Below are 13888 nucleotides of genomic sequence, written 5' to 3' on the forward strand. Positions count from 1 at the left end.
ACTTCCTTCAACCCGCACCACAAGGAGTTTCCATGGCTCAGAAGAAGATTGCCGTCGTCGTCGGCAGCTTGCGCAAGGATTCGCTCAACCGAAAGCTCGCGCTGGCGATCGCACACCTCGCGCCCCCGGACTTCACCTTCGAGCACGTCCGCATCGATGACCTGCCGCTCTACGACCAGGACCAGGACGGCAACCAGGCGCCCGCGGTCAAGCGGCTCAAGACGGAGATCGCGGCTGCGGACGGCGTGCTGTTCGTGACGCCCGAGTACAACCGCGCGATTCCGGGCGTGCTCAAGAACGCGATCGACAACGCATCGCGTCCCTACGGCCAAAGCGCATGGGCGGGCAAGCCGGCCGGTGTGGTCGGCATCTCCATCGGCCAGATCGGCACGGCCGTCGCCCAGCAGCAACTGCGCGCTGTGCTGGCCTATCTGGACATGCCGACGCTCGGCCAGCCGGAAGTCTTCCTGCAGAACAAGGAGGGGCTCTTCGACGACAAGGGCCACGTGGCCGAAGGCAGCAAGCAATTCCTGCAAGGCTGGGTCGACAAGTACGTCGCCTGGGTCAACGACCACTCCAAGTAATCGACAGACGAGGAAAAGGGCGGGTACCCCATCGGGTACCCGCCCTTTTTCGTTGGGAGCGCCGGATCAGGCGGCCAGGGTGGCCTGGTCCTGGTTGGCGGCCTCGCCGGTCGCCGCAGCGATGTCGGCGCGGGCGGCGGTGAATGCAGCCGCCTTGGCCGCGTCACCCATCCCGATGCCTTCCGCACGCACGAAGCGCACGTCGGTAATGCCGAAGAAACCGAAGATCACCTTCAGGTAGCTTTCCTGGTGCTCCATGGCCTGACCGCCTTCGCTGGTCGAGTACATGCCGCCGCGCGTCGAAGCCACGATCACCGTCTTGCCGCCGGCGAGACCGACCGGGCCCTTGTCGGTGTACTTGAAGGTGCGGCCGGTCTGGGCGAGGCGGTCGATCCATGCCTTGAGCTGGGTCGGCACGGTGAAGTTGTAGAGCGGCGCGCCGATGACGATCACGTCGGAGGCGAGGAACTGGCTCACCAGGCGCTCGGACACTTCGTTCTCGCGACGCTGGGCTTCGGTCGGTTCGGCCTGGACGCCCACCTTGATGCCGAGCGCGTCGGCGCTGAAGTGGTTGGGCGTGTCCACCGCCAGGTCGAGGTAGTCGACCGTGGTGTTCGGGTGGGTCTTGCGCCATTCGGCCACGATCTCGGCCGTGAGTTGGCGCGAGACGGAGTTGGTACCCAGGACGCTGGAGTCGACGTGCAGCAGTTTCATGATCGATGGTCTTTCTTGAACAGTGCCGGCACGGAAATCGGTCGGCGTGGAGAGAATTCTATTTTTGTGGCGATTCGCTGATAAGTCGGCAAAACTGCTCCAGTTCGTTCCACCGATAGGACAATCGACTCTATGCAAGACCTGAACGACATGGTGTTCTTCGCCGAAGTCGCCGAGCGAGGCGGCTTTGCCGCCGCGAGCCGCGCGCTCGGCATTCCCAAATCACGGCTCTCGCGGCGCGTGGCGGACCTCGAGGCGCAACTGGGCGTGCAACTGATGCAGCGAAGCACCCGGCGCCTTTCGCTGACGCCCGCCGGCGAGATCTACCTGAAGCACTGCGCGGCCATGCGCGACGCTGCACAGGCCGCCTCCGAGGCCGTGGCCCAGGTGCAGACCGAGCCGCACGGCACGGTGCGGCTGAGTTGCCCGGTCACGCTCGCGCAAGGCAGCGTCGGCCCCTTGCTGCCGCGCTTCATGGCGCGTTTTCCTGCTGTGCGCGTCGAGATGCGGGTGCTCAACCGGCCGGTCGATCCGGTCGAGGAGGGCGTCGATCTCGCTTTGCGCGTGCGGCCCGAGATCGAGGACAGTGCCACGCTGGTCGCCAGGACCTTCGGCATCAGCCGCGGCATCCTGGTCGCGAGCCCCGACCTGCTGCGCCGGCAGGGTCCGGTGCAGACGCCGTCGGATCTGGGGAGGCTGGACACCGTCTCGATGTCCACTGGCGACGGGCGTGCCAACTGGCGGCTCGAAGGCCCGGCCGGCAAGGTGGTGGTGCACACGCACGTTCCGCGCTATGTGGCGGACGATCTGCTGACGCTGAAGTTCGCGGTGGTGCAGGGCACGGGCGCCTCGGTCCTGCCTGATTACATGTGCCGGGCCGAACTCAAGGCCGGGACCCTGGTGGAGGTCCTGCCCGGCTGGGGACCGGCGCCGGGCATCACCCACGCGATGTTTCCGGCGCGGCGCGCGCTGGTGCCGGCGGTTCGGCAGCTCATCGATTTCCTGGTCGAAAACCTCGACCGCGAAGAGCCGCACGACTACGTGATCTAATCTCTTATGCTGAAAACGTCATATTCAAACAATCAGATATTCGTTTGTCTTTGAAGGAAGGCTTCGGAGAATCGCCGGTTCCCCATCATCGAGAGCGAGCAAGAGGAACCATGGCCCACGTGGCGAAGCCGACCATCATCATCGTGCCGGGCTGGCGCGATTCCGGTCCTGGCCACTGGCAGAGCTTGTGGGCCGAGCGGATGCAGGGCGCCGTCCGCGTCACACAGGACGACTGGCTCACCCCGCGCCGCGAGGCGTGGGTGGCGTCGCTCGAAAAGCTCGTGCTCGGCAGCCCTCAGCCGGTGGTCATCGTTGCGCACAGCCTTGGCTGCATCGCGACCGCGCATCTGTCCGAAGCGGCCACGGCCCGGATCAGCGGTGCGCTGCTGGTCGCGCCCGCCGATCCCGAACGCCGCGCGGTGCTTTCCGATTTCGCGCCGGTCCCGTACGCGAAGCTGCCGTACCGCAGCATCGTCGTGGCCAGCAGCAACGACCCCTATTGCCCGGTGCGTCTCGCGGGCGCCTATGCCCGCGCTTGGGGAAGCGAATTCGTCCGGATGCAGAATGCCGGGCACATCAACATCGAATCGGGCCATGGTGACTGGCCGCTCGGCCTCGCGCTGCTGCAATCGTTGACGGACGAGCCGTTTCCCCTCCTGGACGGCCGCAAGAATCTGGAACCCCTGGCAACCCTATGACTTCAAGAATCAAGACCCTCATCGGCGCTTTCGCGCTGGCCACCGCCGGCATCGCTTCCGCGCAGCCGACGACCCTGCTCAACGTGTCTTATGACGTGGCGCGCGAGTTCTACAAGGACTACAACGCCGCGTTCGTGGCGCACTACAAGCAGACCACCGGCAAGGACGTCAAGGTCGACCAGTCGCACGCCGGCTCCAGCGCGCAGGCGCGCGCGGTGGCCGACGGCCTCGATGCCGACGTAGTGACGATGAACACCAGCACCGACATCGATTTCCTCGCCAACGCCGGCGTGGTCGCGAAGGACTGGCCCAAGCGCTTCCCGTACAACGCATCGCCGACCACCTCGACCATGCTGTTCCTGACGCGCAACGGCAACCCGAAGGGCATCAAGGACTGGGATGACCTGGTCAAGCCCGGCGTGCAGGTCGTGATCGTGAACCCCAAGACCGGCGGCAACGGCCGCTACGCCTACCTCGCTGCATGGGGCTATGTGAAGAAGAAGGGCGGAACGGACGCCCAGGCAGCCGAGTTCGTTGGCAAGCTGTTCAAGAACGTGCCGGTGCTCGCGCGCGGCGGCCGTGACGCGACGACCGCCTTCCTGCAACGCAACATCGGGGACGTGCTGATCACCTTCGAATCGGAAGTGGTCTCGATCGACCGCGAGTTCGGTGCGGGCAAGGTCGATGCGGTCTACCCGTCGATCAGCATCCTCGCGGAGAACCCGGTGGCCGTGGTCGAACGCACGACCAACAAGCGTGGTTCGGGTGATCTGGCGAAGGCCTATCTCGACTATCTCTATTCCGACGAGGCGCAGGAAATCGCCGCCAAGCACGCGCTGCGTCCGCGCTCCGAAGCCGTGCTCAAGAAGCATGCCGCGACCTTCAAGCCGCTGCAGCTCTTCACGGTGCAGGAACTGTTCGGCAGCCTGGGTGAAGCGCAGAAGGTGCACTTCAACGACGGCGGGCAGTTCGACAAGATCTATACGCCTGGCGCCAAGTAATGAGCGCCGCGCTGAACCGCTTCGAGCAAGCGAACGCCCCCTCGGGGGGCAGCCACGACAACACAGTGCTGAGCGCGGGGGGCCGATGAGCGGCGCAGTCTCCTCGGCGCTGCCGTCTTCGGCGGCGCCGCTCGCGCGCTCTGGCGGCACAGGTGTGTCCCGGCGCGTGCTGCCGGGCTTTCATCTGACGCTCGGCTATTCGCTGCTGTACCTCGGCCTGATCGTGCTGATCCCGCTGTCGGCGCTGGTCTTCAAGACCTTCGCGCTGACCTGGGAGCAGTTCTGGGCGGCGGTCACGGCGCCGCGCGTGATGGCTTCATATCGGCTGACCTTCGGCGCTTCGTTCATCGCGGCGCTGGTCAATCTCGTGTTCGGGCTGCTCGTGGCCTGGGTGCTGGTGCGCTACAAGTTCCCGGGCAAGCGCATCGTCGATGCGCTGGTCGATCTGCCTTTTGCGCTGCCCACCGCGGTGGCCGGCATTTCGCTCACCGCGCTGCTCGCAGGCAACGGCTGGATCGGGCAGTACCTCGAGCCGCTGGGCATCAAGCTCGCGTTCACGCCTGCGGGCGTGGTGATCGCGCTCATCTTCATCGGCCTGCCTTTCGTGGTTCGCACGGTGCAGCCGGTGCTCGAAGACACCGAAAAGGAACTGGAAGAAGCCGCGACCAGCCTCGGTGCGACACGCCTGCAGACCTTTACCAAGGTGATCCTGCCGTCGATCACGCCGGCGCTGCTCACTGGCTTCGCGATGGCTTTCGCGCGCGCGATCGGCGAGTACGGCTCCGTCATCTTCATCGCCGGCAACATGCCGATGATCTCGGAGATCACGCCGCTCATCATCATCGGCAAGCTCGAGCAGTACGACTTCGCAGGCGCGACCGCGGTGGCGCTGGTGATGCTTGTGATCTCGTTCGTGATGCTGCTCGTCATCAATGGCCTGCAGGCGTGGCAGCGCCGCCGCTCCGGAGCGCCGGCATGAACGCGACGACAAAGATCGTCCGCCGAGCGCAGGCGGGCACGACCGAATCCGCATGGGTGCGCTGGACGCTGACCGGCGTCGCGCTGCTCTTCATGCTGCTGTTCCTGCTGCTGCCGCTCGCTGCGGTCGCGACCGAGGCGCTGCGCAAGGGCTTCGGTGCCTACTTCGAGGCGCTCAAGGAGCCCGACGCATGGAGCGCGATCCGCCTGACCCTGCTGACCGCGGCAATCGCGGTGCCGTTGAACCTCGTCTTCGGCATCTGCGCCGCGTGGGCGATCGCCAAGTTCGAGTTCCGCGGCAAGGCGTTCCTGACCACGCTGGTCGACCTGCCGTTCGCGGTGTCGCCGGTGGTCGCGGGCCTGATCTACGTGCTGGTGTTCGGCGCGCAGGGCTGGTTCGGGCCGTGGCTCGCCGAGCACGACATCAAGATCATCTTCGCCGTGCCGGGCATCGTGCTCGCAACGATCTTCGTGACCTTCCCGTTCATCGCGCGCGAACTGATCCCGCTGATGCAGGCGCAGGGCACCGATGAAGAGCAGGCGGCGATCGTGCTCGGTGCGACGGGCTGGCAGACGTTCTGGCGCGTGACCTTGCCCAACATCAAGTGGGGCCTGATCTACGGCGTGATCCTCTGCAATGCGCGGGCGATGGGCGAGTTCGGCGCGGTGTCGGTGGTCTCGGGCCACATCCGCGGCCAGACCAACACCATGCCGCTGCACGTGGAAGTGCTCTACAACGAATACCAGTCCGTCGCGGCCTTCGCGGTGGCCTCGCTGCTGGCCATCCTGGCGCTGGTCACGCTGGTGATCAAGTCCTTCGTCGAGTGGCGCCACGAGCGTGAGATGAAGGCGATTGCCGACTTGCCGCCTGAACGGCCAGTATGAAGCTCACCCCCCAGCCTCGCCCACTTCGTGTGGCTCTGCACCCCCCTGCCGGGGGGCAACACCAGTGGCCCGGCAGAGCCGGTTCCGCGGTGTTCCTGGGATGGGACAGGCAAAGTGAAAGAGAGAAATCATGAGTATCGAAATCCGCAACGTCAGCAAGCGCTTCGGCGACTTCCACGCCCTGCGCGACGTGAGCCTGGATGTGTCGTCGGGCGAACTGATCGCGCTGCTCGGCCCCTCGGGCTGCGGCAAGACTACGCTGCTGCGCATCATCGCGGGGCTCGAAACCGCGGACACGGGCAGCATTCTTTTCTCGGGCGAAGACACCACGGACGTGCATGTGCGCGAGCGCCAGGTCGGCTTCGTGTTCCAGCACTACGCGCTGTTCCGCCATATGTCGGTGTTCGAGAACGTGGCCTTCGGCCTGCGCGTGAAGCCCAGGAGCCTCAGGCCCAGCGAGGCGCAGATCAAGGCCAAGGTGACCGATCTGCTGAAGCTGGTGCAGCTCGACTGGCTGGCAGACCGCTATCCCTCCCAGCTCTCGGGTGGCCAGCGGCAGCGCATTGCGCTGGCGCGAGCGCTCGCGGTGGAGCCCAAGGTGCTGCTGCTCGACGAGCCTTTCGGCGCGCTCGACGCCAAGGTGCGCAAGGAGCTTCGCCGCTGGCTGCGGCGCCTGCACGACGAACTGCACGTCACCAGCATCTTCGTCACGCACGACCAGGAGGAGGCGCTCGAAGTCGCCGACCGCGTCGTGCTGATGAACAGCGGCAAGGTGGAGCAGACCGGTTCGCCGCAGGACGTGTGGGACCACCCGGCCAGCCCGTTCGTCTACGGCTTCCTCGGCGACGTGAACCTGTTCCATGGCCGGGCCCACGAGGGCGAAGTGCATGTCGAGGGCTTTCGCATCGATTCGCCCGAGCATCGCGACCTGCGCGACGGCAAGGCCCTGGCCTATGTGCGTCCGCACGATCTCGATGTCGTGCCGTACAAGCAAGGTGTCTCGGGCATCGTGTCGACTTTGTCACGAGCGATCGTCGTCGGACCCATCGCGCGTCTGGAACTCGAACCCGTCGAATCGAATCCTGATAATCCGGGCTCCGGAACCATCATCGAGGCGCAACTCCCTGCGCAACAGTTCCGGGAACTGGGTCTTCGTGAGGGCGACAAGGTCGTCGCCACGCCGCGCAAGGCCCGGGTGTTCGTAGAGGACTGGGTATCACCTTGATCGATTGGTATTTCGGCGCGCCGCGGCGTGCACTTGCGTTGATCTGTGCCGCATGCATCGCCATGCTGGCGTTCGGCATGTACCTTCAGCATGTGGTGGGGCTCGAGCCGTGTCCGATGTGCATCGTGCAGCGCTATGCCCTCGTGCTGGTCGCGCTGTTCGCAGGGTTGGCCGCCATGAGCCGCCGCAGAGGCCTGCAGATCACCGGCTCGCTGCTTGGCCTGGTCATGGCCATCGGCGGCGCCTACACCGCGGCTCGACAAAGCTGGTTGCAGTGGCACCCGCCGGAAGTGGTTTCCTGCGGCCGCGACATCTACGGAATGATCGAGATGTTCCCGCTGCAGCGCGCGGTCCCGATGATCTTCCGTGGGGCAGGGGACTGCACCAAGGTCGACTGGACCTTCCTCGGCCTTTCGATCGCCAACTGGTCGTTCATCGCGTTCAGCGTTTTCGCGGTGCTGCTGCTGGTTCTGATGTTCCGGCGCGGAACCCGCTGAATCCGGCGCTCCGGTTTCCAGTTCCAGTCGAGAGTTTTCGTTGGCGTAGTCCGACGTTCCCTCGCGCTCATGGGGCAGGGCGTGAGGCGCAGGGCGGTAAATTTGATCTGTCAAATAACACGCCCTGGCAAGTCCCCGTCTCCCCACGATTCCATCGCAGCTCGTCGTGCCAACGCATGGCTTGAGCGTTGCTTCCCTCGGGACGCTTTGATGGCTGAATAGGCTGCCAGGCCAGCCCCCGCTGTCACCTCATGAACATCAACGCCACGGGCGAGGTCTCCCTCCCGTTCGCGCATCCCGTCTACGTCCGAAGCGTCCTTGATTGCCTGAACAGCCGCGGCGTGCGGCCCTCGACCGTCCTCGAACGAGCGGGTCTCGCTTGGCACGATCTGCACGACGGAAAGCACATGGTCGACTTCGCCCTCTTTCGCCGCTTTGTCGCGCACGCGGTCGAGGCCAGCGGCGAGCCCGCGCTGGGCTTGATGGCAGGATCGATGCTCCAGCCGTATCACAGCCCTGTCGGCATCGCCGCCGTGAGCAGCGAAACGCTCGGCAAGGGGCTGCAGTTCCTCAGCCGTTACTCCAAGTTGATCTTCGGAAGCCTGGAGTTCCATCTCGAAACCGGTCCGAGGGTGAGCACGCTGAGGGTCAGGCCGACGCGTCCTCTGTTCGAAACGCTCGTTTTCGTGATGCAGTCGATCGTCGGTGCCTATTGCCGCCTGCTGGAGGCGATCCTGGGCCGCCCGGCAGATGAACTCGCGGTGGGGCTGCCGTATTCCCATCCCGACGGCACCGACGTGCCGTGCTTGCGGTACGTGCGAAGGGCGGTGTTCGGGCAAGAGCACCTGACGCTCCAACTGCCGTCCGAATTGCTCCATCTGCCTTGTGTCTCGGCCGATGCGAAGGTGTTTTTCGACGCCGCGCAGACCTGCCAGAAGCTGGAATCCGAAATGCGGCATGGCGGCTTCGTCCAGCGCGTGCGCGGCGCGCTGCTCGACCAGTTGACGACCAATCCCGATGTCGCCGAACTGGCGTCCTGCCTGGGAATCTCGGCCCGCACGCTGGTCCGCAGGCTCGGCGAGGTCGGTGTGACGTTCTCCGACATCAAGGACGACCTGCGCAAGACGCATGCGGCCTGGTATTTGCAGCACACGGAACTGCCGGTCGAAACGATCGCTTCGCAACTCGGCTATGCGGACCCGACCAGCTTCGGGCGCAAGTTCAAGAGCTGGTATCAGGTCGCGCCGAGCAAGATGCGGCAGGCATTGCGCGGCGGTCTGCAGTGGAGCGGGGCGGCCGCCCGATAAGGAAAAGCGGACGGCGGCGAGAAGCCGCGCGTCCCGACATCGGCGCTAGGTCGCGGCCGGCTCCATCGAAGCCGACGCAGCCGCGCGGCCGTTTTTTCGACCTCGCGCCAATTCCTTCTGCGTCGTCGTCACGAAATTGATCGTCTCGTTCACCTGGGAGACGATTTCAAGACACCGCTCCCGCAACGCAATGCCGCGGCCGGTCAATTCCACCTTGCGCGTCGTGCGCTGGATCAATGGCGTTTCCAGCATTGATTCAAGCCGGGCAATGCTGCGGCTGACGCTCGATTTGTGGATTTTCAATGCGTCAGCGGCCAATGAAAAGCTGGCGAATGAGGCCACATAGGCAAAGACGCGGAGATCGTTCAGGTCGATCATTTCATCCGCGGTATGGATGGACAGAATATTGTTGTTCGGCATTCGGAAATTCCCTGGCCGGATTCTTCTTGTTGGTTTTTTCCGGCAATGCGAAAAAGGCTGCCCGGCTTTCGCCGGGGCAGCCTTCAGGATCAGACCTGGATGATCGAAGCGGGTCGCCTGATCAGAATGTGTGACGGATGCCGATGTCGTAGCCGGTCGACGTCTTCGGCGTCAGGGCAGCGGCTTGCGCTGTGCTGAAGGTGGGGCGGTACGACTGCGCGAAGCCGAGATCGCCGTTCACGGACAGGCCTGCGCCATCCTTGTTGCTCACGCGCGCCACCGTGGCGTACAGGGCCGTGCGCTTCGACAGGTTGTGCACGTAGCCGATCGCGAACTTGTTGGCCTTCGGGTCCGGGTTCGACACGTAGGGGTTGAAGATCGGATCGAAAGCTGCGCCCGGGTTCGCCAGAGTCGTGGCTTCGTCGAGGTCGTATTTGACCGACGAGTAGGACACGCGGACGAGGCCGGCACCGACGGGGACGGTCGCGCCGACCAGCCAACCCTTGACCGAGGGCTCGTTGGGCGAGCGGAAGCCCATCAGCGGGTCGGTGATGCTGTCCGACACCCTGTTCTTGGCCTGCGAGTATTCGCCGAACAGCTTGACGGGGCCGAAATCGTACGAAGCGCCGAGGTTCCAGGTGTTGACCTTGCTGGTCAGGCCGTCATGGAAGTTGTCACCCACGGTGGAAGAACCGATCGATGCTGCAACATCCAGCGATCCGGTCGCATAGCCGAAGCGTCCACCGACGTAGCGGCCGGTGCGAGAGTTGTTGAGTTCATCGGGGGTGGCGTTGCCGGGGGTGTACTTGACCTGCTCGTGGAACGAGTACATCACCTGGCCGTAGAAACCACCAAGGTTCGGAGGCAGGAAGTAGCCCACCGAGTTGCTGGCGCGGTCATAGTTCGTGTTGCCCTTGTACCCGTTGTTGGCCGAATAGATGAGGCTGGTGCCCACGCCGCTGGTGCCGAACGGATCGAACACGGTGTCGTTCCAGTACGTCGGGGTGTAGTCGCGGCCGAGGCGGACTTCACCGAACGGGCCCGACAGGCTGACCGTCGAGCGACGATTGAAGGCCAGGCCGCTCTTGCCTGCGGTGCCCTGGTCGTTCCCAAGGCCGGCCTCCAGCCAGAAGCTGGCAGCCATGCCCCCGCCCAGGTCTTCCGTGCCGCGGAAGCCCAGACGGCTCGCGTTGTAGCCGGAATTGCCCAGCCCCGTGCGGCTGGTCGTCACGGTACCGACGTTGAAATAGTTCGGGTTCGCTACGGTGGGGTATTTTCTGTCTTCAGCCTTGTTCGAATAGCTGCTGATCGAGGCATCCACGACGCCGAAAATTGTGACAGACGATTGAGCCGAGGCAGTGCCGATGGCGGCCAGAGCGGCCACGGCGACCAGAGTTTTTTTCATTGCAAATTACTCCAAGGTTAAACATAGGGCGCCGGTCTTTACCGGGCCCGGCCAACCTCCTTTTGGGAAGTTGGTGTGATTCCATCAGAGCGATTTGCAAATGGCTGGCGCAATCCTGCTGAATTGCGTCACGATCCTGCAGGATCGACGCGTCTAATTCGGTGCCGCGTTGCGGAATTGCTACAGGCTCGTGCAGTCGAGCCCAAATAAGCTTTCGCGGGCAATTACGGAATTACGCAATTGCGCGACGCGTCAAAGCGGCAGCGTATCGAACGCCGCGTAGGCGGTTGCCAGCCAGGTCTTCACGCGTTGGCGTTCCAGCAGGCCCAGCGCATGCGGGCCCTCGCGGTCGTTGACCGCCTTCCAGAAGCTGGTGTTGTGCGCGTCGATCTTGCGCATGCTGGCTTCGTGCAGGCGCGGCAGGGTGATCACGCGCGCGCCGTGCGCGGTTGCCTTGGCCAGCGATTGGGATCCGAGCAGCATGCCGAAGTCGCTGCCGCGGCCGTAGTTCTGCACCACGATGTAGTTCGGCCGATTGCCGAAGGTATCGATCAGGACGCCGAGCAGGTCGGTGGAGTCCCTGCCGTCGTCGAGCACATGCCAGAAGTTCACCGACACGCCAAGTTCGGCGAAAAGGTCGAAGAGGTCCGACTCCTTGATCCAGCGGGCAAGCGGCGCCAGCGTCTGCGCGGCGAGGTCGACGATGACGTTCTGCTGCGGGTTGTGCTCGAAGCCGTTCACCACGGTGTCGAGACCCTCGAAGCTGTCCACCACCACCTGCGACGCAAAGCCTTCGTAGAAGCGGGTGAAGGAGCTGTGCGAGCGATCGGTGTCGAAACCCACGAAAGGCCGGCTGTGATCGATGAAGTACTGCGCCAGCACGCGCGCCGTCACCGATTTGCCGACACCGCCCTTTTCACCGCCGATGAAGTTCAGGGAGCTCATGAAGGTTCCTGCAGAGTGGGAATGGATGAGTGCGAAGCATTCTATGGGCCGGCCCTGCGGGGGCTTTCATCTCGATTCCGACCAGTGCCCGAGTTCGACCTTCATGCGCATCTGCAGCTTGTCGATCATGGCGTCGGACGCAAGGATGGAGCTGTGGTCCTCGTCGAATCCGAAGATGAAATTGGCGCGCGACTGAAGCTCGGGCGGGAGCATGCTGCGCATCGACACGACACCGTCGTTGTTACCCGAGGCGAAGCTGGATCGCCCGCCGTAGCCGAAGAACAGCGTGTAGCGGATGTCGGGCGGACGCCGCACGACGGTGAGCTCGCTCAGGTACTGCGAGCCCGGCGCCATGTCGAGCCACGAAGCCGGCACGCGCGTGGGGCCGACGTCGGCCCAGCGAGCGCTTTCCTGTCCGAGCCAAGGCGTGGAGATCGTGATCACATGATGGACCGGGGGCTCGCGGCCTTCGCGCAGGATGATGTTCAGTGCACCACGCGCGACCAGGCCGCCCATGCTGTGCGCCACCACGATGCTGGTCGGGAAGCCGTGGCGGAACTGCAGTTCGTCGACCGCGTTGTTCAGCATCATGGCCGACAGGCCGATCGAGAAGCCGCTGGGGTAGTAGAAGACCCAGGGCTGAAACCTCGTGCGATCGAGCTTCTCGATCACATGCTCCCAGTCGCGCGGGGAACCGCCGATGCCGTGCACCAAGATCACCGGCACTCGCTGGGGGTCGTAGGGTTCGAGCATGAACAGGCCGGAACGCCCCTCTTCGAGGAACCGGAAGGGTTGAAACATGCCTTCCCGGATGAGCGGCGGGGAGAACCGCTCTTCGCTGATGCTGGCCGCAGAGCCGAATTCCTGGCGCCGTCGCTGCACCAGCGCGGCATACGTCTCGGGCGGGAACACCGGCAGCCCGGCAGCCGGCGCGCCGGAGGGGATCCTGATGTGGTCCAGTCCGCTCGACGCGGTCGGTGGATCGTTGACCGCGTCGATGCCGAGGGCTGTTCCCTCGTAGTCCACGCCGGGCTCGCCGGGTTGGCGCGTCATGTCGCCATCGATGTCCTCGAACGCCAGGATCCGGTATCGGGCCGGCGCGCCGGCCAGGTGGTAGACGCCGCGGCTTCGGGGCACCACATCGAGGAAGACCGGCCTCGGTGTCGGTGTCGTGTCCACCTCGTAGAGCACGACCACGATCGGGCCGCGGGCTTCGTTCTCCGTCTGGACGATCCCGGTGAAGTACATCGAGTTGTCCAGCCGCCGCATCTGCCGGTCCGCCTGCAGGAGCGAACAACCGGCCGCCAGGGTGCAGAGCGCCAGCATCGCGAGCCATCGAACGCGCAACGAAGCCTTGGCATCCGGCATGGGCGACCCTCCTAGTTTTTGGGCAACATCGAGAAGAACGGACCGAGGTTTCCGAGAAGCCAGTTCTGACTGAAGTCCAGCGCGGCCCGACGGTATTTCTCGTCGGCCTGCGCGGCCAGCAGATCGAGTCGAGCGACCACCTTCGACAGTTCGCGATCGATCAGCAGATTCCGGCCCCGGTCGCTGATTTCGGTCGCAAGCAGCAGCGGTTGTCCATCCGGACCGACCTTGGAGCTGATGAGCCAGAGCGAGATCTCGAAGTTGCGCGCCGCCCGGTAGCTGTTCTCGGCGTTCACGCCGTCGATCATGGTCTGCTCCCAGGTGTTGCCGTTGGCCTGCTTGAGCAGGCTCGCCCATCCGACCACCAGCGCGGCCACGCGATCGCCTCCGTAGGGCTTGGGAGCAGTCTCGAATGCGAGGCGGATGGCGTCGATGCCCGTGTTCCCCTGCACGGCGGGCAGCGGCTGCTCCTGGGTGATCGCATTCCAGGTGCGGTTGGTGGCGTCCTCGGCGCTGGTGGCCCATTTGTGCCATTCGCGCGGATTGCGCCGGTAGAGCGACAACTGCACGCGTTTGACGGACTGGATGTTGTCGCGCAGCGCCAGATTGGCGATGCGGTTGGTGCTGGTCTGAAGCCATTCCTTGTTTTCGTAAGGCTCCGCGCGCTGGGTCGAGGCGCAACCCATGACCAGCAGGGCCGCGGCGCAGGTCAGGGGCAGCCAGAAAAGACGTCGAACGAGGGGGAAATCGAGAGGGAAATCGAGAGGGGAACGGGACAGGGCACGCATGGTCCGCACGTTATCATCCCCGC

At 64.6% G+C, this 13888-nt stretch carries 15 protein-coding genes; 9 read left to right on the forward strand and 6 right to left on the reverse strand.

Annotated features, from left to right (window positions below):
* Window positions 1-32: 32 nt before the first annotated feature.
* Window positions 33-584, forward strand: a complete 552-nt coding sequence (locus WKW77_RS00570; protein WP_340354881.1) for an NADPH-dependent FMN reductase — start codon at window positions 33-35, stop codon at window positions 582-584.
* Window positions 585-650: 66 nt separating this feature from the next.
* Here the strand turns inward: WKW77_RS00570 and WKW77_RS00575 are convergent, their stop codons facing one another.
* The gene (locus tag WKW77_RS00575; RefSeq protein ID WP_340354882.1) at window positions 651-1298 is read right to left on the reverse strand and encodes an FMN-dependent NADH-azoreductase; all 648 of its coding nucleotides are present in this window, start codon (window positions 1296-1298) and stop codon (window positions 651-653) included.
* A gap of 132 nt (window positions 1299-1430) precedes the next feature.
* Between WKW77_RS00575 and WKW77_RS00580 the strand changes: the two genes are divergently transcribed.
* The 8 genes from WKW77_RS00580 to WKW77_RS00615 all read left to right on the forward strand — a co-directional run bounded on the left by WKW77_RS00580 (window position 1431) and on the right by WKW77_RS00615 (window position 8939).
* Window positions 1431-2348 (forward strand): LysR family transcriptional regulator, encoded by a 918-nt coding sequence (locus WKW77_RS00580; protein WP_340354883.1) that lies wholly within the window; start codon window positions 1431-1433, stop codon window positions 2346-2348.
* A gap of 110 nt (window positions 2349-2458) precedes the next feature.
* Window positions 2459-3046: an RBBP9/YdeN family alpha/beta hydrolase gene (locus tag WKW77_RS00585; protein WP_340354884.1), complete on the forward strand. Its 588-nt coding sequence runs from the start codon at window positions 2459-2461 to the stop codon at window positions 3044-3046.
* Window positions 3043-4047: a sulfate ABC transporter substrate-binding protein gene (locus WKW77_RS00590; protein ID WP_340354885.1), complete on the forward strand. Its 1005-nt coding sequence runs from the start codon at window positions 3043-3045 to the stop codon at window positions 4045-4047. Before WKW77_RS00585 ends, WKW77_RS00590 begins: the two co-directional genes overlap by 4 nt.
* 85 nt (window positions 4048-4132) lie before the next feature.
* The gene (gene cysT / locus WKW77_RS00595) at window positions 4133-5026 is read left to right on the forward strand and encodes a sulfate ABC transporter permease subunit CysT (protein WP_340354886.1); all 894 of its coding nucleotides are present in this window, start codon (window positions 4133-4135) and stop codon (window positions 5024-5026) included.
* Window positions 5023-5910 carry a sulfate ABC transporter permease subunit CysW gene (cysW, locus tag WKW77_RS00600; protein WP_340354887.1) on the forward strand — a complete coding sequence of 296 codons (888 nt, stop codon included), beginning with the start codon at window positions 5023-5025 and terminating at the stop codon, window positions 5908-5910. Before cysT ends, cysW begins: the two co-directional genes overlap by 4 nt.
* 130 nt (window positions 5911-6040) lie before the next feature.
* Window positions 6041-7135 (forward strand): sulfate/molybdate ABC transporter ATP-binding protein, encoded by a 1095-nt coding sequence (locus tag WKW77_RS00605; RefSeq protein WP_340354888.1) that lies wholly within the window; start codon window positions 6041-6043, stop codon window positions 7133-7135.
* Window positions 7132-7632, forward strand: coding sequence for a disulfide bond formation protein B (locus WKW77_RS00610; protein ID WP_340354889.1), 501 nt, complete (start codon window positions 7132-7134; stop codon window positions 7630-7632). The genes WKW77_RS00605 and WKW77_RS00610 overlap by 4 nt, the downstream gene beginning before the upstream one ends.
* A 251-nt stretch (window positions 7633-7883) precedes the next feature.
* Window positions 7884-8939: an AraC family transcriptional regulator gene (locus tag WKW77_RS00615; RefSeq protein WP_340354890.1), complete on the forward strand. Its 1056-nt coding sequence runs from the start codon at window positions 7884-7886 to the stop codon at window positions 8937-8939.
* 45 nt (window positions 8940-8984) lie between these two features.
* Here WKW77_RS00615 and WKW77_RS00620 read toward each other — a convergent pair whose 3' ends face one another.
* The 5 genes from WKW77_RS00620 to WKW77_RS00640 form a co-directional block, all read right to left on the reverse strand.
* Window positions 8985-9359 carry a LysR family transcriptional regulator gene (locus WKW77_RS00620; protein ID WP_340354891.1) on the reverse strand — a complete coding sequence of 125 codons (375 nt, stop codon included), beginning with the start codon at window positions 9357-9359 and terminating at the stop codon, window positions 8985-8987.
* A 121-nt stretch (window positions 9360-9480) separates the two neighbouring features.
* Window positions 9481-10764 carry a porin gene (locus tag WKW77_RS00625; RefSeq protein ID WP_340354892.1) on the reverse strand — a complete coding sequence of 428 codons (1284 nt, stop codon included), beginning with the start codon at window positions 10762-10764 and terminating at the stop codon, window positions 9481-9483.
* 252 nt (window positions 10765-11016) lie between these two features.
* On the reverse strand, window positions 11017-11709 hold the full coding sequence (locus tag WKW77_RS00630) for a P-loop NTPase family protein (RefSeq protein ID WP_340354893.1): 693 nt from the start codon (window positions 11707-11709) through the stop codon (window positions 11017-11019).
* A 66-nt stretch (window positions 11710-11775) separates the two neighbouring features.
* Window positions 11776-13077 carry a lipase family alpha/beta hydrolase gene (locus WKW77_RS00635; protein ID WP_340354894.1) on the reverse strand — a complete coding sequence of 434 codons (1302 nt, stop codon included), beginning with the start codon at window positions 13075-13077 and terminating at the stop codon, window positions 11776-11778.
* Between the two features lie 11 nt (window positions 13078-13088).
* Window positions 13089-13865 (reverse strand): hypothetical protein, encoded by a 777-nt coding sequence (locus WKW77_RS00640; protein WP_340354895.1) that lies wholly within the window; start codon window positions 13863-13865, stop codon window positions 13089-13091.
* Between the last annotated feature and the right edge of the window lie 23 nt (window positions 13866-13888).

It is taken from the genome of Variovorax ureilyticus, from assembly GCF_037889935.1.
Taxonomy (GTDB): Bacteria; Pseudomonadota; Gammaproteobacteria; order Burkholderiales; family Burkholderiaceae_C; genus Variovorax; species Variovorax ureilyticus.

Bases quoted from the DNA above. Each gene is read 5' to 3' on its own strand.
- WKW77_RS00570 (WP_340354881.1), top strand. From the start codon at position 33: ATGGCTCAGAAGAAGATTGCCGTCGTCGTCGGCAGCTTGCGCAAGGAT.
- WKW77_RS00575 (WP_340354882.1), bottom strand. From the start codon at position 1,298: ATGAAACTGCTGCACGTCGACTCCAGCGTCCTGGGTACCAACTCCGTC.
- WKW77_RS00580 (WP_340354883.1), top strand. From the start codon at position 1,431: ATGCAAGACCTGAACGACATGGTGTTCTTCGCCGAAGTCGCCGAGCGA.
- WKW77_RS00585 (WP_340354884.1), top strand. From the start codon at position 2,459: ATGGCCCACGTGGCGAAGCCGACCATCATCATCGTGCCGGGCTGGCGC.
- WKW77_RS00590 (WP_340354885.1), top strand. From the start codon at position 3,043: ATGACTTCAAGAATCAAGACCCTCATCGGCGCTTTCGCGCTGGCCACC.
- cysT (WP_340354886.1), top strand. From the start codon at position 4,133: ATGAGCGGCGCAGTCTCCTCGGCGCTGCCGTCTTCGGCGGCGCCGCTC.
- cysW (WP_340354887.1), top strand. From the start codon at position 5,023: ATGAACGCGACGACAAAGATCGTCCGCCGAGCGCAGGCGGGCACGACC.
- WKW77_RS00605 (WP_340354888.1), top strand. From the start codon at position 6,041: ATGAGTATCGAAATCCGCAACGTCAGCAAGCGCTTCGGCGACTTCCAC.
- WKW77_RS00615 (WP_340354890.1), top strand. From the start codon at position 7,884: ATGAACATCAACGCCACGGGCGAGGTCTCCCTCCCGTTCGCGCATCCC.
- WKW77_RS00620 (WP_340354891.1), bottom strand. From the start codon at position 9,359: ATGCCGAACAACAATATTCTGTCCATCCATACCGCGGATGAAATGATC.
- WKW77_RS00625 (WP_340354892.1), bottom strand. From the start codon at position 10,764: ATGAAAAAAACTCTGGTCGCCGTGGCCGCTCTGGCCGCCATCGGCACT.
- WKW77_RS00630 (WP_340354893.1), bottom strand. From the start codon at position 11,709: ATGAGCTCCCTGAACTTCATCGGCGGTGAAAAGGGCGGTGTCGGCAAA.
- WKW77_RS00635 (WP_340354894.1), bottom strand. From the start codon at position 13,077: ATGCCGGATGCCAAGGCTTCGTTGCGCGTTCGATGGCTCGCGATGCTG.
- WKW77_RS00640 (WP_340354895.1), bottom strand. From the start codon at position 13,865: ATGCGTGCCCTGTCCCGTTCCCCTCTCGATTTCCCTCTCGATTTCCCC.